This window comes from Bifidobacterium catenulatum subsp. kashiwanohense JCM 15439 = DSM 21854, assembly GCF_001042615.1.
In the GTDB taxonomy this organism is placed as follows: Bacteria; Actinomycetota; Actinomycetes; order Actinomycetales; family Bifidobacteriaceae; genus Bifidobacterium; species Bifidobacterium catenulatum.
Map to the genome: position 1 here is coordinate 76,037 of NZ_AP012327.1, position 19,790 is coordinate 95,826.

General features: G+C 59.7%; 13 protein-coding genes and 1 tRNA gene. 10 read left to right on the forward strand and 4 right to left on the reverse strand.

The window, feature by feature from the left end; all coding sequences use genetic code 11:
- Positions 1 to 38: 38 nt before the first annotated feature.
- On the reverse strand, positions 39 to 1,049 hold the full coding sequence (locus tag BBKW_RS00305; protein WP_033501535.1) for an asparaginase: 1,011 nt from the start codon (positions 1,047 to 1,049) through the stop codon (positions 39 to 41).
- Positions 1,050 to 1,193: 144 nt separating this feature from the next.
- A complete protein-coding gene (locus tag BBKW_RS00310) occupies positions 1,194 to 2,699 on the reverse strand; it encodes an amino acid permease (protein WP_033501534.1) in 1,506 nt (501 codons plus the stop codon).
- A 250-nt stretch (positions 2,700 to 2,949) separates the two neighbouring features.
- Here BBKW_RS00310 and BBKW_RS00315 point away from each other — a divergent pair, with 250 nt between their 5' ends.
- The 5 genes from BBKW_RS00315 to yddG all read left to right on the forward strand — a co-directional run bounded on the left by BBKW_RS00315 (position 2,950) and on the right by yddG (position 8,379).
- A complete protein-coding gene (locus BBKW_RS00315) occupies positions 2,950 to 4,419 on the forward strand; it encodes an FAD-dependent oxidoreductase (RefSeq protein ID WP_033501533.1) in 1,470 nt (489 codons plus the stop codon).
- A 193-nt stretch (positions 4,420 to 4,612) separates the two neighbouring features.
- Positions 4,613 to 5,713 carry a zinc metalloprotease HtpX gene (gene htpX / locus BBKW_RS00320; protein WP_033501601.1) on the forward strand — a complete coding sequence of 367 codons (1,101 nt, stop codon included), beginning with the start codon at positions 4,613 to 4,615 and terminating at the stop codon, positions 5,711 to 5,713.
- Between the two features lie 104 nt (positions 5,714 to 5,817).
- Positions 5,818 to 5,891: transfer RNA gene (locus BBKW_RS00325), tRNA-Gly, on the forward strand.
- 231 nt (positions 5,892 to 6,122) lie between these two features.
- Complete coding sequence (locus BBKW_RS00330; protein ID WP_033501532.1) at positions 6,123 to 7,355, forward strand: helix-turn-helix transcriptional regulator; 1,233 nt, start codon at positions 6,123 to 6,125, stop codon at positions 7,353 to 7,355.
- Positions 7,356 to 7,422: 67 nt separating this feature from the next.
- On the forward strand, positions 7,423 to 8,379 hold the full coding sequence (gene yddG / locus BBKW_RS00335; RefSeq protein ID WP_033501531.1) for an aromatic amino acid DMT transporter YddG: 957 nt from the start codon (positions 7,423 to 7,425) through the stop codon (positions 8,377 to 8,379).
- A gap of 142 nt (positions 8,380 to 8,521) precedes the next feature.
- Here the strand turns inward: yddG and BBKW_RS00340 are convergent, their stop codons facing one another.
- Together BBKW_RS00340 and BBKW_RS00345 are read right to left on the reverse strand one after the other, a co-directional pair.
- Positions 8,522 to 10,846 (reverse strand): YhgE/Pip domain-containing protein, encoded by a 2,325-nt coding sequence (locus BBKW_RS00340; RefSeq protein ID WP_081962282.1) that lies wholly within the window; start codon positions 10,844 to 10,846, stop codon positions 8,522 to 8,524.
- Positions 10,847 to 10,848: 2 nt separating this feature from the next.
- The gene (locus BBKW_RS00345) at positions 10,849 to 13,560 is read right to left on the reverse strand and encodes a YhgE/Pip domain-containing protein (RefSeq protein ID WP_033501529.1); all 2,712 of its coding nucleotides are present in this window, start codon (positions 13,558 to 13,560) and stop codon (positions 10,849 to 10,851) included.
- 308 nt (positions 13,561 to 13,868) lie between these two features.
- Between BBKW_RS00345 and fbaA the strand changes: the two genes are divergently transcribed.
- From fbaA to BBKW_RS10660, 5 genes are all read left to right on the forward strand, one after another.
- Positions 13,869 to 14,936, forward strand: a complete 1,068-nt coding sequence (gene fbaA / locus BBKW_RS00350) for a class II fructose-bisphosphate aldolase (protein ID WP_033501528.1) — start codon at positions 13,869 to 13,871, stop codon at positions 14,934 to 14,936.
- 210 nt (positions 14,937 to 15,146) lie between these two features.
- Positions 15,147 to 16,433 (forward strand): adenylosuccinate synthase, encoded by a 1,287-nt coding sequence (locus tag BBKW_RS00355; protein WP_033501527.1) that lies wholly within the window; start codon positions 15,147 to 15,149, stop codon positions 16,431 to 16,433.
- Between the two features lie 23 nt (positions 16,434 to 16,456).
- Positions 16,457 to 18,040, forward strand: coding sequence for a ClC family H(+)/Cl(-) exchange transporter (locus BBKW_RS00360; protein WP_033501526.1), 1,584 nt, complete (start codon positions 16,457 to 16,459; stop codon positions 18,038 to 18,040).
- Positions 18,041 to 18,226: 186 nt separating this feature from the next.
- The gene (locus BBKW_RS00365) at positions 18,227 to 19,321 is read left to right on the forward strand and encodes a fluoride efflux transporter FluC (protein WP_033501525.1); all 1,095 of its coding nucleotides are present in this window, start codon (positions 18,227 to 18,229) and stop codon (positions 19,319 to 19,321) included.
- Positions 19,321 to 19,716 carry a fluoride efflux transporter FluC gene (locus BBKW_RS10660; RefSeq protein WP_033501524.1) on the forward strand — a complete coding sequence of 132 codons (396 nt, stop codon included), beginning with the start codon at positions 19,321 to 19,323 and terminating at the stop codon, positions 19,714 to 19,716. The genes BBKW_RS00365 and BBKW_RS10660 overlap by 1 nt, the downstream gene beginning before the upstream one ends.
- Positions 19,717 to 19,790 lie beyond the last annotated feature (74 nt).

The window sequence follows — 19,790 nt, forward strand, 5'->3', positions numbered from 1 at the left end:
CGGAGAGTGGTGTCAAGCGCGGCGCTTTGGGGAAGCGTTTACAACGAGCTTGGCGAGATTTCTCCAGCGATCGATACGCGCATCCACTTGCCAAAGTCTACTCTGGTCACGCCTTGCGACAGCAGGAACATGATTTTCGCATACGTGGCTTCCAGCGTCATATCGCCAGATCCAATTGCGCCGGCGCGTGCGATCGCATCGCCCGTCTCGTAATGGCCGAGCAGCACTTCCGCCTGCTGACATTGCGACGCGATCACAACGGGAACATCGTCATGTAGCACGTCGGCAATCACGTCAGTCAGTCCAGGCTCGTCGCTCGGCACATTGCCGACGCCGTACGCACGCAACAAAACCGCTTCCGGCCGCGGCGTAAGCATCGCTTCCAACCGTGCCGCGGAAATGCCGGGTACCATATCGATCACCGCAACATCATGGCGAGAGTAAGGCTGAGGCGACGTCCAACCGCAGCCAACCGCAGCGGAATCGCCCGCATACCAATGCCATGGCGTGCCAGTGCGTGCCAGCGGGCCGACGGAAGGCGCCGAAAATCCTTCAAACGCCCAACTCGACGACTTACTTACGCGATTTCCGGCAAACAGGTGATGTCCAAAAAACAGTCCCACACCGTGGAATCGTCCGCTCATCGCGGCGTTCAGCGCACCCGTGACATTCGCAGTGGCATCCGATTCGATTTTGCCGAGCGGATGCTGCGATCCCGTGAAAATCACCGGCTTGCCGAAATCGGCCAGTGCATACGAAAGCGCGGCGCTCGAATAGCTCATCGTGTCGGTGCCATGCAGCACCACGAACGCGTCGGCATCATCGTGATGCGCACGCAAGTCATCAACCATCGTCTGCCAATTGTCGGGCGTCGCGTTCGACGAGTCGATAAGCGGATCAAGCTCGGTGAACGTGAACAGGCTTGCGTCCATGTGCGCGTCCTCCAGCAGGCGGAACAGCCAGCCGCGAGTGTCGGCTCCTGGAATCAGGCCGTTCGGCGAGTCAATCATGCCGATGGTGCCGCCGGTATATGTGATGTGAATGCGCATATTGCCACCTCTTATGATGAGGGCCCTCGCTCGATGAGGGCCCGATTGCAGTTATTGCGATTGTACGTTCGCCTGACGCCGAAGCATGCCGGAACGCTGGAATGCCGGCGATTGCCATCGACGCCAAGGTTTGCGATGACGTGCCTACTTGCCCGGCACTTCCGTGGTTTCCAGCACGTCGGCGACATCGTTGTCGTTGTCGTCAAGCATCTCATCCATGAGATTGCCGTTGATGCGGCCGCGCACGTAGAACCATCCGGCGATCATGGCCACAACCACCACCGCGAACATGAGCAGCGTCCAACGGCCGGCCGCGCTGGTGAGATTGGACAGCACGACCACGGCGAAGAACAGCAGCGAGATGTAGTTGGTGTACGGGGCTCCCGGCATGCGGTACGCGGGGCGGGTCTCCTCGCCGGCCTTGACCTTCTTGAGGAAGGAGATATGCGTGACGAGGATGGCGGCCCACGTTCCTGCGATGCCGATGCCGGCGAGGTTCATGACGATTTCGAACGCGTCAGACGGCAGCACGGCGTTCAGCACGACGCCGATCAGACCGAGCGCGGAGGTGATGATGATGCCGCCGTATGGTACGTGATGCTTGTTCATGCGGGCCGCGAACTTCGGGCCGGAGCCGGCCACCGCCAGGGATCGCAGGGTGCGGCCGGTGGAATACAAGCCGGCGTTGAGCGAGGACAGCGCCGCGGTGAGCACGACCACCTGAATCACATCTCCGGCGTGCGGAATGCCGATGCCGGAGAAGAACGTGACGAACGGGGATTCGTTAGAAGAGTAGGCGGTGTACGGCAGCACAAGAGCCATCAGCACGACGGATCCCACATAGAACACGAAAATGCGGATGATCATGGAGTTGATGGCCTTCGGCAATACCTTTTCGGCGTCCTTCGCCTCGCCCGCGGCCACGCCCACCATTTCGGTGCCGCCGAAGGCGAACACCACGCCCAGCGTCAGGGCGAACACAGGGGCGATGCCCTTCGGGAACAGGCCGCCGTTGTCGGTGATGTTGGCCACGCCGGCGTGGGAGCCGCCCACCGGAGCGCCGGTGACGATGACCCAGATGGCGATGACCATGAACGCGATGATAGTGGCCACCTTGATGGCGGCGAACCAGAATTCCGCCTCACCGAACATCTTCACGCTCAGCAGATTCAGCACGAACACCAACGCCAGGGCGATCAGTGCCAACAGCCACTGCGGCACGCCTTGGAACGCCTTCCAGTAGTGGAAATACACGGCCACGGCGGTGATATCGGCCATGACGGTGACCGACCAGTCGAGGAAGAACAGCCAGCCGGTCACGTAGGCGCCCTTCTCACCCAAGAATTCGCGGGCATACGACACGAACGCGCCCGACGATGGACGGCGAATCGCAAGCTCACCCAACGCGCGAACCATCAGGAACGCGAAAATACCGCACACCGCGTATGCGATCGCAAGACCTGCGCCACCCTGCGCAAGACGGCCACCCGCGCCAAGGAACAGGCCGGTGCCGATGGAACCGCCGATGGCGATCATCTGGATATGACGGGGCTTCAGAGCCTTCGCATAGCCGGCGTCGCTCTTGTCGAGCTTGCGTACGCCGCCTTGCTCCGGTGCTTTGGATTGCGCCAAGTTGTTGGAGTCACTCATAATTCTTCTTCTTCGTGATACGGTGCGCGCCACAATCGTAAATTTTCCCACCACAACGCGTTGCAGTGACGGTGTCAATCGATTGACAGTGCATAGTGTCGCACATAGTATACGGTTTGTTTATTACTTACGGTGGTGTTCGCCGGCGACATGACCCCGTACTCCGTCGGGCGCGCATGCGTGAGGAAGTCGCAAGAAAATACTCGTGCGCCCCTGTTGCAAATGCAGGGAATGCATTAGGCTAGAGCGCGTGACTGAAACTAATGAACTTCGTATTGCTGTAATCGGAGCCGGCCCTGCAGGCGTCTACTCCTCTGACATTTTCCTGCGCCAGTTGAAGAAGCTCGGCGAGGGGCTTGGCCTCGGCACTGCCGCTCGCATCGACCTGTTCGAAAAGCTGCCTGTGCCGTTCGGCCTGGTGCGCTACGGAGTGGCCCCCGACCACCCGTCCATCAAATTCATCGCGTCGGCACTCGAAAAGACACTCGACAACCCCGACATCCACCTGTATTGCGACGTGGAATTCGGCAAGGACGTGACCCTCGACGAGCTGCTTGAGCGTTACGATGCTGTGCTGTTCGCCACCGGTGCTGTTGAGGACAAGCCGCTTGGACTGCCGGGTGCCGACCTGGATGGCGTGTATGGCGCAGCCAAGTTTGTGGAATGGTACGACGGTTATCCGACCGGCGCTCGCGAGTGGCCGCTTGAAGCTGAGGAAGTCGCCGTGATCGGCGGTGGCAACGTGGCCATGGATGTGGCGCGCGAACTCATGCGCAATGCCGACGATCTGAAGGAACGCACTGATATTCCAGACAATGTGTACGAGGGCGTCAAGGCGAACAAGGCTCGCGTGCTGCACCTGTTCATCCGCCGCGGTGTGGCGCAAGCCAAGTTCTCCGTACAGGAATTGCGTGAGATGGAGAAGCTGCCGGGAGTGCAGCTGATCATTAACGAAGACGATTTCGATTTGGATGAAGACACGATTGAAGAGGCCGGCAAAGACAAGCTGACCCGTCAGATGGTCGAAGAGCTGTTCACGATTCGTGAGATGGCGGAAGACATGGAAGATGACGGTGACGTGGATTACGAGGGTAATACGGCTGATCGCAAGTATTATGTGCACTTCAATTCCGCGCCGGTCGAAGTGCTGGGCGAGGACGGCAAGGTCGTTGGCATTCGCGTGGAGAAGACCGAAACGTCGGCTGACGGCAAGATGAGCCGCACCGGCGAGTTTGAAGAGTATCCGGTGCAGGCCGTGTACCATGCGATCGGCTACAAGCCGGCCACCGCGCCGGGCATTGCGTACGACGAGCGTCACGCGCATCTGGCGAACGCGAACGGTGACGGACGCATCACCGTTGCTGCTGAGGCTGGAGCTGATGGTGCGGATGCTGCGGTTGAGGTGCGTGAGCGTCTGTATGCGACCGGTTGGGCGAAGCGCGGTCCGGTTGGTTTGATCGGTTCCACCAAGTCCGACGCGTTGCTGATCGTGACCAACATGCTGGAAGATCTGTCGAAGGCTGCCGAGGGTGGTCGTGTGGCCGCTGATCGTGATCCGGAGTCCATCGACCGACTGCTGGAGTCGCGCGGTGTCAAGCCGATCGACTTTGCCGGTTGGAAGAAGATTGACGCGTTCGAACGCGCTGAGGGTGCGAAGGAAGGTCGCGAGCACAAGAAGGTCATCGACCCGGAGCAGATGCGCGCCCTGGCTCACGCCTAAGGTGGGTGTTTGAAACCCGGTCCGATAGGTTTCAGACTTTTTTCATGCGTCTTGGGTGTCCGCTTCTGGAGAATCGGACACCCGGGGAGAAGCTGAGCGTGCGAACTTCCGCAACTGCCCCTAGTCCTTTCCACAGCCCAGTCTCCAGCGCATATCCAGCAAAAACTCAGACTCCGTTTCTACGCTAGTGACCATGAACGGCAAATTGCAGGTGCATGGCCATTGCAATGGCTTGAAGACAACGCTGTTATTCGCGTTGATGTGGGGCGTCATCATGCTCATTTGGTGGGCGACCGGTGGCAGTCAGCGCACACTTGGTATCTACATTCTCATCGGACTTGGCTCAACGTTCGCATCTTACTGGTTTTCCGACAAACTCGCGATCGCATCCATGCATGCGCAGGAAGTCAGCGAGCAGGAAGCGCCGGTACTGTACAAAATCGTGCGCGAACTGTCGGCAAAGGCGGGCAAGCCTATGCCACGTATTTATATCGCCCCAACCATGAGTCCCAATGCGTTCGCAACGGGACGCAATGAACGTCATGCGGCGGTCTGCTGCACACAGGGCATTCTGCAGATGCTCAACGAACGTGAGATTCGCGGCGTGCTCGGTCATGAGCTTATGCACGTGTACAATCATGACATCCTGACGTCTGCGATCGCGTCCGCAATGGCGACGGTCATTTCGTATCTAGGCTATTCGCTCATGTATTTCGGTGGTGGCAATTCGCGCGATGATCGTAATGACTCGTCTTCTAATGGTCTTGGATTGCTGGGTGTGCTGTTGAGTACGATTCTTGCGCCAATTGCCGCTTCGCTTATTCAGATGGCAATTTCGCGTACGCGAGAATATGATGCTGACGAAGATGGTTCCATGCTTACGGAAGATCCGGAGGCGCTCGCGTCCGCATTGAATAAGATTTCGAACGGCGCTGAGACGATGCCGATGCAGAAGACTGCTGGTACGCAGTCGGTTGCTGCGATGATGATTGCGAATCCGTTTTCTGCGGAAGGTTTCTCCAAGCTGTTTTCTACGCACCCGCCGACCTCGGATCGCATTGCGCGGCTGATGCAGATGGGGCAGGAGATGCGTCAGCAGGGCGTGCAGTCCGGATATTTGGCCGGTGGCTATGCCACGAGCGGCGTTGCGGCGGCGGATATTCGGCAAGGCGGACGTTCTGCGATGGCTGGTGCCGGTGGTCCGCAATTTGGAACGCAGCATGGGTCCGGGCATGATTCGGTCGGCTCGGCTGGCAGATATTCTCGCGACTATTCGCAGCGGCCGCGTGGTTGAGTTTCCGTGATATTGCGGAAAATTGGTATCGTATGTCGGTCTGTGTCCGCATACGCATCCGTTGCGTGCTAAACTGAAGTTTCGTGCCCAAAAGGCACAACCTTGCGGATGTAGTTCATCGGTAGAACGAAAGCTTCCCAAGCTTTAAAGGCGGGTTCGACTCCCGTCATCCGCTCCATTCGGAACCCTTGGAATCGTTGGAATTCCAAGGTTTTTTCTATTGCCGTAAAAGACCCGTGAAGTCAACTTCGCGCCGCGCAACTGTCGGTTGCGTCGCAAAATTTGGTTGCGAATCGCAATGCAACCGAAAGATGGTGGCGTGGAGCGCGACGTTTATGACAAGCTGTTGCTTGGCAATCGCCAATAATCGCAAGTCGAGGCGATATGGAAACTCGACGAAAGGGCGGACATGAGTTTCAAAGAGAATCTGCAGTATCTGCGCGGTTCGCGCAACATGACGCAGGAACAGCTGGCAATGCTGCTGGGCGTTTCCCGGCAGGCAATTTCGAAATGGGAGTCCGAGAAGGCATACCCCGAAATGGACAAGCTGCTGATGCTTTGCGACATGTTCGGCGTGACGTTGGATGATTTGGTCATGGGCGACGTGCGTGCGTCGGCGGGCTGTGGGGGTGCGAGACGCGTGGACTTGGCTGCTGATACGGATGGTGTGGCCGCGTCGGTTGGGGTGGCTGATGCTGCTGTTGGCGCGGTTCCGGGGGTAATCGGGTTTGCGGCATCGCAGGTCGCAGGAATGTCCGATTCTGGTGAATCGGACGCACAAGGTGCCAAAACCGGTGTTCAATTGTCCGTTTCTCCAGAATCGGACACGCGAGATGGGACGGACATTCCGCAAAGCGTGCCCCGACATATCGTGCAGGATGTGGTTGGCTACGACAGTCATATGAGGCGTTTTGCGTGGCTTATTGCGATTGGTGTGGCCGCAATTATCCTCGGAGTCGCGGTTGGCATGTTGTTTTCGCCGGAGGGGTCTGTCTTGGGGCCGTCGCCGGTGAACGACGTGCTGGTCACAGTATGCACGTTGGTTGGCGCGATGGTCGGTCTCGCTTTGCTGATACCGGCCGGAATCATGCATGGCGATTTCCGCCGTCGCCACCCGTATGTGCAGGATTTTTACACGAATGAGGACAAGTCACGTGCGTCGGTCGTATTGGCGATTGGTGTTGCGATTGGTGCCGTGCTGATTTTGGCGGGCGTGTGCGTGCGAGTGTTTTGTGACGAGTTTGTTGCCGACGGAGACGCGGGGTGGCCGGACAGCGTTCTGCTGGCTTGCGTGGCCGCGGCGGTGTTCTGTTTCATTATGTCCGGGATGACGCATGACAAGGTGAATGTGGACAAATACAATCGTGAAGCCGAAGAGGAAAGCGTGCGCGAGGGACGTTCCGTGCCGCACCCGACGATGAGCGAGTCGGACAGATTTTACAGAAGACTTACCGGTGCAATTTGTGGCGTGATCATGTTGTTAGCGACTGTTGTCGCGTTGCTTATGCTTTTTCTTGGAACGGCGGGCAGTGATGCTGACGCGTGGATGAAGGTGTTCTGGGTCCCGTGGCCGATCGGCGGTGTGCTGTGTGGCGTCGTGGACATCATCGTGTCATTGGTCAAGGAGGCCAGGCGGCGGTAAACCAACAAATAGTGTCCGTTTCTCCGGAATCGGACATGCGGGGTGGGCGGCAGGTAGGCTGGAATCCGTGAATACGGATCAGAAACTTCCCGCCGAATCCGCAGGCGAACGCCCCAGTAACCCCCTATTTGGCCATGCCATATCACACGCGGCGACACTCGTCGGCCTGTTCGCAATCGTCCTGTGGGGCTTCATGGCCGGCCTCGTGCGACTCGTTTCCGAATCGTTCGGTACCACGCTCGGCTCGGCGCTCATCTACACTGTCGGCGGCATGCTCCTGCTCATCGTGCGACGGCCGAAACCGATTAGCCAAGCGCCACGCAAGTACCTCGTCGCAGGCGGACTCATGTTCATCGCATACGAGGCGTCGATCTCGCTGTCGATCGGTCTGGCCACAACGAACGCGCAATCTGTGGAAGTCAGCCTCGTCAATTATTTGTGGCCGACGCTGCTGGTACTGATGACCGCCGCCGTGTCGCACAAACGCGGCTCGGTCTCCGAAGCGCTGCCGGGTGCAATCGTAGCCACCGTCGGCGTGGCAATGGCGGTCGGCGGTGAAAACCTTGACGTGCAGGAAGCGGTCGCCAATATCGCCAGCAATCCATTGCCGTACGCGCTCGCGTTCGCAGGTGCCTTTATTTGGGCGATTTACGCGACCGTGACGCCATCGATGTCCGGTGGTTACGATGGTACGACGATTTTCTTCTGTTGCGTTGCTGTTGTGCTGTGGATTATCCATTTCGTTTCGGGCGACGGTTTACCAGCTGTAGCGCCTGGCATCGGCGGCTATATTGCGCTGCTCGCATGTGCCGCGTCGATTGCCGGCGGCTACGCGTGCTGGGGGTATGGCATGCTACATGGCAGTATGGAAACGCTTGCGATCGGTTCGTATGCGACGCCGCTGTTCTCCACTGCTTCCAGCACGCTCCTATTGGGCGTGACGTTGGGCATGCCATTCTGGATCGGTGTCGCGCTGGTGGTAGTCGGCTCGCTGATCAACGTGTGGTTTGCGCGACGCTGCTGATTGTCCGATTCTGCAGAATCGGACGTCCGAGGTGTAATGCGCCCATCTTGGTTGTCCGTTTCTCCCGAATCGGACTTCCAGACCGTGTACCAGCCGAAACCGATCTAAACCGGCTCAAACCAGCCCGTTCAAATCCGCCTCGTCACATCACCTTGGTGGACTCCAGATTGCGGCTCACCCAGTTGTTCAACCGGATCACCGGCTTGCGCAACACCAATCCCAGCAGCAGCGAAGGAATCAGGAACAAGGCGAGATACACCATGTCAAGCAGGTACTCATTGCCGTACGATCCGGCCATCGCGGCGTGCATGGCATCGATGGCGTGTGGGAATGGTAGGAACGGGTAGAGCATTTGGAAGAACTTCGGCAGCGTCTCGATAGGGAACGTACCGCCCGAACCGGCGACCTGCATCACCAGCAGCACCACGGCCACGGCCTTGCCGATATCGCCGAACGACACGGTCAGCGTATACACGATATTCGAGAACACGAGCGCGGCAAGCCACCCCACGGCAAGGAACTGCAGCGCATGATTCGCCTGCACGCCAAGGAAATACATGTCACCCAGGCAAACCAGTGTGCCCTGCAGCAACGCGAGCAGTGCGAAGATCGTGTACCGTCCGAAATACTCGTGGTCGAGGCGCAGTCCCCAACGTGAGGCGTTCCCCGGGCCGGACGGGCCGGCGATGCGCGGCAGCGTGTCGCCTAAGCCCAGCACATGCGCCTTCTCGCGGTCCGAAATCGTCACTTTCAGCATGGCGCATAGGATGATCGCACCCACCCAGATTGACAGGATCGTATAGAACGGCGCCATGGCCGAACCGTAGTTCGCGATCGGGTACACCGAGACGCGATGCAGTGCGACGGGCGCGGAAATCAGCGTGGACAGTGTGGACGCGTTGGCGGTGGCCAGTGCACGTAGTTCGTCCGATTCACCCGAATCGGACGAACTGGCGTCGTTGTCACCGTCGCCACCATCGCTGTTGCCGTCGCCGGCGTTCCCGCCCGTCTCCAGCTTCGTGATCAGCTCCTTCACCGTCGCTGCCGACGAGTCGAGTTTCTTCGCGATCGCGCCGAGCGCGGAACGGATGGACGTCACATTCGTCCCCACATCGCCCGTCACATCGTCCAGATCGTCGGCGGTGCCGCTCAGCTGGGTGATCATGCTGTCGGTTTGGGAGATCAGCGTGCTGACTGTGGAGGCGAGCGCGTCGATTTTCGGCTTGACGTTCGTGGCGTAATCGTCGCGCACATTGCTGATCGACTGCTTCGCGGAGGTGATGCGGTTCAGGATCTCCTTGCGGGAGCTTTCCGCGGCTGCGGCATCCTGCGTGACCTGCGTGGAAGCGTCTTTCAGCTGCTGCGCGAGCTTCTGCGAATCGCCTTTGGCGGCTTCCAGCAGCGTGATCTCCCGGTCGATGGCTTCCAGCAGCGCCTGTTTCGCGGAATCACTGTCCGGTAGTTGTTCCACCGATTCGCGCATGTGGTTGAGGCTTGTGATGTACGTGTCGTACAGCGATTCGCCGCTGGAGACTTGTTCGCTCAACGTTGTCAACTGGCTGGCTGCGGTGTCTGCGCCCTTGCCGATCGCGTCGAACGCCTTGTTCACCTTGGCAGCTACTTGGTCGAACGCGCCTAACACCTGGTCGAGCGCGGTGTTCACCGAGGAGGTGACGTTCGCACCTGCCGAAGTGAACGACGTGGCACCTGATTTGCCTTGCTTCAACGCGTTCTGGGCCTGTTTGCCCGCCGTGGTCGCCGAGGCGAGCAGTTTGCCCGTGGAATCCACGATGTCGTTCGCCGAGCCGAGCAGCTGCGAATACGACGTCACCTGCTGCGATGCGCCGCTCAGCGTATCCGCCATGGTGGTGAGATTGCCGTTGAGGTTGCGCATGTATTCGGCCATTTGCGGGCTTTGCGAATAGCGTAGGATGCTTGAGGCCAGGTCGAGTCCGACTTGCGCGATCGTTTTGGCGAAGGTTTTGTCGATTGTGTTGACCACGGTTGTCGCGCCCTGATCGGTGATATGCGGGGCGATCGGGTTGATTTTCTCGTTCAGATAGTACTTGAGCTGCGCGTGTTTGATGTCGGGGGAGAACAGCGTCATCATGTCGGCGCTGAAACCTTTCGGAATTACGATCGCCGCATAGTATTCGCCGGATTTCACCCCGTCGATTGCCTTGTCGCTTTTCACGAACTGCCAGTCCAGCTGGTCGTTGGCGTGCAGTGTGCTGATGATGGTTTCGCCCACGTTGACGCGCACCGGTATGAGATCCGACTTGTAACCCTTGTCGTTATTGGCCACGGCGACCTTCAATGCCTTGGTGTTGCCGTAGGGGTCCCAGCTGGCCGCAATGTTGAACCAGGCGTACAGCGCCGGCACTACCACCAGGCCCATCGAGACGATCACGGCGATCACGTTGCGGGTGGCGTGGCACATGTCCCGCTTGAAGATGCCCCAGATCATTTTCACTGTTCGCTCCCCTCCTCACGCCGACTCCTGCCAGCATTTCCGTCCGTGTTTCCAGCCGCATATTCAGCCGCATGTTCAGTCGCATGTCCGGCCGAACCACCATGCGCAGCCTCATACAGCCTCGTACGTATGGCATGCATCGGCTTGTAATGCATGCCCGGCCGGAACAGCAGGTTCTCGTGCAGGATCGCGCTGCGGAACTCTTCCGCACTCATCGCTTCCTCGCCCAGATAATTCGCATACCGTTCGCGCAGATACTCCACCACGATGAGATACGTGTCGATGGCGATGATCGAAATGATCCAACCGAGCAGCATGGCGAGCTTCATGCGCGTGATGAATAGCAATAGCAGGAACACGAACGGCAGTACCGCCAGCGCAAGGAATCCCCAACGCACCAGGCGCGGGTACAGGCGGAAGAAATGAATCGCCCGTCTGCGGGCGAGTTCGGGGAACTCCTCGGCGATCTGCTGCGCGGTCTCGGTGAGCCGCAACGGTTCCACCGTGCCTTCGTTATGTTCGGTGATCATCAGATCAGTGTCCGCCAGACGGTTGTCGAACAGGCGGTTGAGGTTCAACGCCAGCTTGCGGACCACCAAGCCGATGAACAGCGCCACAGGCAGATACCAGAACAGCGAGAGCATGTCGATCCAATAATGGTTGGCATACATGCCGCCGATCGGCCCGCGCATCGCGTTGATGCCGTAAGTGAACGGTAGGAACGGTTTCAGACGGCGGAAGAATTCCGGCATCATCTCGATGGGGTAGAGGCCTGCCGCGCCCGGAATCTGGATGATCACCAGAATCACGGCGACGGCCTTGCCGATATGCCGGAACGCCACGGCGAGCGCGTAAATGATGTTCACGTAGACGAACGAGGCGAAAATGCCGACGAGGATGAACAGGAACGGATGCTCGCATTGGATGCCCAGCGCGAGATCGCCGATCGTGGCGATGATCGCCTGCAGAAATCCGACCGTGACGAACAGCAGCCAACGGCCCATATAGCCTTGGCGTGGCGTGTACATGCGGATCTTCTCATCGCGGTCCACTTCAAGCTTGTAGATCGCGACGAGCACGAATCCGCCGACCCACAGCGCAAGATTCGTGTAGAACGGCGTGACCGCGGAACCATAGTTTTTGACCGGGTAGAGGACCTGTTCGTCCAAATGCACCGGCTCGCCCACGAACGAGCCGACCTCGCTCGCGTCAAGTCCGAGCGCTTGGGAAAGCTGCTGGAACATCGCCGAACTGCTCAACGCGGCCACATCGGTGCGCGTGGTGTTGAGCTGTTTGGCGAGATTGGCGAGCTGCGTCTGCGTGCCAGCAATGGTGGTGTTCGTTTGGGTCACGGTGCGCGACAACTGGTCGAGCAGCCCGTTGCCCTGTTCCAGCGTGCTTTGCAGCGTGGTAAGCGTGCCGGACAGCGACCCATTGGCCAGGCTGAGTGTATCGAGCCCGGTGTTGAGATTCGGCATGACCGTGCCGGTGATGGTCGTGCGTGCGCTCGCCATCGACGCCGTGCCGTTCTTCGCCAGCGTGGTGACATCGTCATTGAACCCGTTCGCGGTGCTCTTCCCCGCGTTGATCGCAGCCGTGGTGTCCTGATCGAAGGCGTCGATGCGCTGCTGCTGGAACGTCAGCTGTTTGCGGGCTTCGGCGAGCTGCGCGGAAAGATCCTTATACGTTTGGCTGTTCGGATCCAGCTGGCTGGCCTGCAACGCCTTCTCCACGCCGTCGAGCACGGTGCCGGTGGTGGTGTTGATGTGATGCATGGTGCTGGACACTTGGTCGAGCGCGTCCTGCGTGGTGTTCAGTCCGCTGAGCACGGTGCCGGTGGCATTGCTCACGTTGACCTGCAGGCCGGACAGTTGCGTGCTGCCGTTGTCGAGCGCTCCGACCAGCGTGTTCGAGAATCGTTCGGTTTGTGTGCGCGTCTCGCTCAGCAAGTCGGACGCCTTGCCGACGGTGTCAAGCGAGTTGGTGATTTCCGAGGCGAGCGCGATGTTGGACTGTTTGGCCGAATCGATGGTGGTGAGGGCCTTGTCGAGCGTGGAACGGGTGTCGCGCAGCTGCTGTTGGACGGTTTCGAGCTGGTTGATGGTGTCGGTTAGATCGTTGATGACGTCGCTTTGCGCGCTTTTCACGCTGCCGGTGGTTTCTCCCGCTGTCTCCTTCACTTCCTTTGCCACGGCGTCGGCCACGCTGGAAACGAAAGTGGTGTTGATCTGTTCGTCGATCGTGGTCGCGCCCGTATCGGTGATTTTCGGCGCGATCGCGTTCAGCTTTTCGTTGATGTAGTACGTGATCGACGGTCGGTCGCCTTTACCGGTGACGGTGCCGATGAGTCTGGAGCTGAAGTCTTCCGGCAGTACGATCGCCGCATAGTATTTGCCGGATTCCACGCCTTCGATGGCTTGCTGCTTGGGAACGAAACGCCAGCCGAGCTGATGGTTCTTCTTAAGCTGGTTGACGGTCTGCTGGCCAGCGTCGAGATGGCCGACCAGCGTGGAGGTTGTGCCCTTGTCCTCGTTCGCCACAGCGACTTGGATGTTGCCCGTGTTCGCGTACGGGTCCCAGTTGGCGAGGATATTGCACCATGCGTACAGTGATGGGATGATAGCCACACCCAGCGTGACGACGAGCGCCACAGGGTTCTTCAGAATGCGTTTCACGTCTCGAAGGAAGATGGCGAAAACCTGGTGCATCAAGCCTCCTCGCGGGTATTGGTCGCAACATCTACGTGCGGCGGCATGCCCGTGCGGGAACACCCGGTTGGGCTCTTCGTCGCGCGATCCGGTGAATATTCTATGACTTCCGATGGAACGATCGCAATGGTTTCGCCATGTTTATTGGTCGGTCCCGCAAGTGTCGGGATATGAGACGAGAACGCTCGGCATATGGCCCTAGTGGGGCGGGCGACCTGGATATGGAGCGGACGGTCGGGAAAACGGAAAGGAAAGATGGCGAATGTTGTCACATGACAAGTGGGATAGGGTTGGGCGATAATGGAGGCATGACTATTGCAACGCCGGAACGTTATGCGCAAATGCTGGACGCCGCACGCCGCGGCGGTTACGCCTATCCCGCGATCAATGTGACCAGCACGCAGACCCTGAACGCCGCACTCCAGGGTTTCGCCGAGGCGGAATCCGATGGCATCATCCAAGTCTCCGTAGGCGGCGCCGCCTACTTCTCCGGGCAACGCGTCAACGACCGCGTCACCGGCTCGCTTGCCTTCGCAGCCTTCGCGCACGAAGTCGCGGCGAAATACCCCAACATCACCATCGCCCTGCACACCGACCACTGCGCCAAACAGTATTTGGACGAATGGGTGCGCCCCCTGCTCGATCATGAAGTCGAACAGGTGAAGCACGGTCAGGAACCGACCTTCCAGTCACACATGTGGGACGGTTCCACAGTGCCGCTGGGTGAAAACCTCGACATCGCAGAAGAACTGCTCGACAAATCCCAAGCCGCGCGCACCGTGCTGGAAATCGAAATCGGCGCGGTCGGCGGCGAAGAAGACGGGCACAGCGCCGAAATCAACGACAAACTGTATTCCACGCCCGCGCAAGGCATCGCCGTCGCGCAACGACTCGGCCTCGGCGAGCGCGGACGCTACATGGCCGCCTTCACCTTCGGCAACGTGCACGGCGCATACAAACCAGGCGTGGTGAAACTGCGCCCCGAACTGCTCGACGAAATCCAGACCACGGTCGCGCTCGCGATCAAGGCCGGCGAAATGCCCGACCCCGCGCACTCGCTGGATGTCGCTCCCGGTAAGCCGTTCGCCCTGGTGTTCCACGGCGGTTCCGGCTCCGCGCCGGAGGAGATCGCGCAGGCCGTGAGCTACGGCGTGGTGAAGATGAACATCGACACCGATACGCAGTACGCATTCAGCCGTGCGGTGGCCGGTCACATGTTCTCCAACTATGATTCGGTGCTCAAAATCGATGGCGAGGTGGGCAACAAGAAGATGTACGACCCGCGTTCGTGGGGGCGCGAAGCGGAAAGCGCCATGGCCGCACGCGTGGTGGAGGCTTGCAGGCAGCTTGGCAGCGCGGGCAAGGCGTTGAAGTAGTGTGATGCCGCACGCGCCGTGTAATGCATGCGGCGTGTGCGGCACGGTGGGTGTGTCGCGTTGTATGAGACGAAAACGATGGAACTGACTAGTTTCAACGGCCGATCGGTGCATATCCGGCAGATATCCGGTAGAGGGCGCAGGGTAGTCTTTGTAAGGCCTTGGGTAAGGCTTTGAGGCGAAATCGCATACGCGCGGAGGTGCAACAACATGCCTGGAATTGTTTTGATCGGTGCCCAGTGGGGCGACGAAGGTAAGGGCAAGGCGACCGATCTTATCGGCACCAAGGTCGACTATGTTGCGCGTTTCAATGGCGGCAACAATGCGGGCCATACCGTGGTCGTTGGTGACGAATCGTATGCGCTGCACCTGCTGCCCTCCGGCATCATCAGCCCGAACGTGACCCCCGTGATCGGCAACGGCGTCGTCGTCGATCCCGAAGTGCTGTTCGAGGAGATCGACGGTCTTGAAAGCCGTGGCGTGGACTGCTCCCGACTGCTGGTGAGCGAAGCCGCGCACGTGATCGCGCCGTACCATCGCACGCTCGACAAGGTGACCGAACGCTTCCTTGGCAAGCATAAGATCGGCACCACCGGCCGCGGCATCGGTCCGGCCTACGCGGACAAGATCAACCGCGTCGGCATCCGCGTACACGACCTGTTCAACGCCGAACATCTGCATGACAAGGTCGAGGCGAGCCTGCATCAGAAGAATCAGATGCTCGTCAAGCTGTACAACCGTCGTCCGATCGACGTGGACGAGACTACCGACGAGCTGCTCAAGCTTGGCGAACGTCTGAAGCCGTACGTGGCCAACACCTCGCTGGTGCTCAATAAGGCACTTGACGAAGGCAAGACCGTGCTGTTCGAAGGCGGCCAGGCCACCATGCTCGACGTGGATCACGGCACGTATCCGTTCGTCACGTCCTCCAACCCGACCGCCGGCGGCGCATGCACCGGTACCGGTGTCGGCCCGACCAAGATCACCCGCGTGATCGGCGTTTCCAAAGCATACGTGACCCGCGTGGGCGAAGGTCCGTTCCCGACTGAGCTGTTTGGCGAGGATGGCGAGTGGCTGCGTGCGCAGGGTCATGAGTATGGTGTGACTACGGGTCGCCCGCGGCGTTGCGGCTGGTTCGATGCGGTCGTCAATCGTTATGCGGCTCGGGTCAACGGCCTGACCGACATCGTGCTCACCAAGCTTGACGTGCTTACCGGCCTGAAGGAAATCCCGTTGTGCGTGGCCTATGATGTCAACGGCGAACGCCGCGACGATATGCCTACTGATCAGTCCGAATTCGCGGCGGCGAAACCAATCTACGAATCCATGCCGGGTTGGGACGAGGATATTTCCCAAATCCACGACTTCAATGATCTGCCGAAGACCTGTCAGGATTACGTCAAGCGTCTTGAGGAACTGTCCGGCTGCCGTATCTCCGTGATCGGCACCGGCCCGCAGCGCGACCATGTCATTCAGATCAATTCGCTGGTCGACTGACCGTCTGCAACGAATTTCCCGGCTTGACTGGTAACGACGCGGCACATGATATCCGCCGGCTGATTCCGCGATTCGACCACTTGAAGTGGAAGATGGCGGCGGCCGGCATAGTCATTGGTCTGGTTTCAGGATTGCTGGTTGTCGTATACCGTCTCGGCATCGAATACGGCACGGATGCGTCCCGTTGGATATATGCGCGGATTCGCGAGACCCCGTGGCTGATTGCGCCGTGGGCGGTTGCCGCGGTGGCGGCCGCGCTGGCGATCGCGTGGATGGTCGGTAAGGAGCCGATGGCTGGTGGCAGCGGCATCCCGCAGACCAACGGCGTGGTGATATGCGGCTTGAAGATGCGTTGGCAGACGATTCTGCCAGTCCGTTTCGTCGGTGGACTGTTGGGCGCGTTGTTTGGTCTGTCGCTCGGCCGTGAGGGGCCGTCCATTCAGATTGGTGCGTCGGGCGCGCAGTGTGTGTCCCACCGTTTGCGTGGCCGCCGCCGTGAGGACATGCAGGAGCATTATCTGGTCACCGCCGGTGCCGCGGCCGGCTTGTCCGCCGCGTTCAGCGCGCCGCTGTCCGGCATGATGTTCGCTTTGGAAGGGGTGCATCGGAGTTTTTCCCCTGCGATTCTGATGGGCGCTACCGCCGCATCGCTGACCGCCGATTTCGTCTCGAAATACTGTTTCGGTCTGCGTCCGGTTTTGGATTTCGGTGATATCGGTCAGCTGTCGTTGGAAGAGTATGTGTGGCTGATTCCGTTGGGATTGGTGGCCGGTTTGGTTGGTTCGCTGATGAACCGCTCGTTGCTTGGCTTCCAGACGCTGTACGGCAAACTGCCGGCATGGAGCCGCCCGATGATTGCGATTGCGATCGCGTTGCCTGTCGGCATCTGGTTGCCCGATGTGCTCGGCGGCGGCTCGAATCTGATTGATACCGCCGAACATGCGCGCGTCGGCTTAGGAATGCTGTGTCTGCTGTTCGTGGCGAAGACGCTGTTCACATCCACGAGTTTCGGCTCAGGTGCGCCTGGTGGTATTTTCATGCCGATTCTTGCGGTCGGTTCGCTGGCCGGCGGCATCTGCGGTGAAGTGTTGCATCGATTCGGTGATCTGCCATCCGACGCAGTGGCGGTGTTTGCGGTGTGCGTGATGACGGGCACGCTCGCCGCGTCCGTGAAAACGCCGATCACGTCGATTCTGTTGGCTGTGGAGATGTCCGGAACGTTGACGCACATGCTGCCGGTCGCGGCTGTCGCTTTCATCGCGCTGTTGGTGTCCGATCTGCTGCGCACCAAACCGATCTATGGGGAGTTGCTGGAGCGGTACGTGCGCGCGCAAGGCATGCAGATGGCGATCGCAAGCCATGTGGGCAGCGGCATTATGGAACTGCCATTGGAAATGGGGGCGATTGCGGACGGCAAGCGGGTGCGTGACGTGCGTTGGCCGTCTGGGTGTCTGATCATCGGCCTGCGTCGCGGCGAAAGCGAGATCGTGCCGCGCGGTGATACACAGCTGCGTGCCGGTGACTATCTGGTGGTGCTGTTCAGTGGCGAGGAGGAGCGCGAGGTGCGACCTGCGATGCGGCGGCTGTGTGATGCCCGGCTTGACTGAGCCTGGCTGAATTCGGCTGGACTCTGGATGTCCGAATCTGCGGAATCGGACATCCAGGGTGCATACGTTGGCGCTCCGTGTAAACTCATATGCGTTAGGAAGGCGGCAACCGCGGCCCAGCTCGTTGTTGCACGGCCTATGGGCGGAACAACGCTGTCCGCAGGAGGCCAGTACAGGGGGAGCGCAATGGAATCGCAAGAACAATCGCCGGGAGACGTGGTGACTGCGGGTGAGGACTCGCATCCCATCACGCAGACAATCGACACTGTTGAGGTGACGCATGCTGGTGCAACCGCGCCCGCCGCTAACACCATGGATCCGCCTACGATTCCCCTGGCACCGATGAAACGTATGCAGGCGCGGTTCAATCCGCTCGCCGACGGACTGATGTATGTTGTGGTGTTCGTCGGTGGATTTGTTGGAGTCGGCTGTCGGCATGCGTTGGATATGCTTCTGCCGTCGGTCAGCGGGACGCCGTTCGTTGTGGGCACGTTTGTGTCGAATATGGTCGCCTGCTTCCTGTTCGCGATGCTGACCGAATTCATGGCGACCGCTTCGTGGCTGCGTCGCCGGGTGCGGCAGGTTGTCAGCCGTGGCGTTGGGCTCGGCTTGCTCGGTGGGCTTTCGACGATGTCCGGCGTGATGCTGGAAACGATGGAAGGTCTGCACGAGCGGCATATCGCCAGTGCGCTTGGCTATCTTGCGGGAAATTTTGCAGGCGGTTTGTTCACTGCCGCCGCCGGCGTGGTTCTGATGCAGGCACTGCTGTCACGGAGTACTCGAAAGCGGGTTCGAGGTGCGTTTTCAGCTGTTTCCGTGTCCGATTCTGCCGAATCGGACACGCAGGGCGTACGCCATGTGAAAGTGGCCGACGTAGCGCGTTCTGCCGCGCAGGCCGCAATGGAAGCCGCGCAGGCGGCGCAGCAGGCCGCGCAGGCGGCCCAGCAGATTGCACAGACGGGACAGGTTCCGCGAGTCGAAACACCAACCGTGCCGCCGACCGCCAGCCAGCCTATGCAGACAGGCCGCGTTCCGCAGATTCCTCCGCTGGCCGTTCCTCAGCTGACACAGCCATCGCAGCCGTTGCTACGCGAGCCGGATACTCCAGACTTGGGGCAGCTGCCCGAGCCGATTCAGCAGTCGCAACCAATCCAGCAGCCCCAGCAGCAGTCGCAGCCGATCCGGCAGCCGGCCAACCCGCTTCCGCCCAGCTTCGAGCCCAAACCGATCACTGCGGAGATTTCGCTTGTCGCCGACCCGGCTACCGGGGAGGTGTGCTGATGATGTGGATGATCTGTCTGTTCGGCGGTCTGGGCGCCATGGCCCGTTACGTGCTCGACGTGTCAATTCAACGAGGCTGGAATCGCGAGAATCGGAGAACGAGCCGCAACTTCCCGCTATCCACGCTCGTCATCAACGGCGTCGCCTCGCTATGCGCGGGCATCGCCATGATGTCCTACTATTCGCAATCGGTGGATATGGGCACGGTCATGATGTTCGTTGTCGGATTTCTCGGTGGTTTCTCAACATTCTCCACAGCGCTCAACGAAGTGGTTTCATTGATTCGCCAGCGTCGTTTTACGCTGGCTCTGGGCTATGGAATAGCAACCGTCGCGGTGCCTCTCATTTGCGTGGCCACCGGTTTCGGCATTGCGCTGCTCGCCAATCCGGCGTAATTTTCACGTTACACGGGCGGTCGCTGAGTAACGTGAAAGAAATCTGAGCGCAACCGCCATCAAGGCCGCCAGTC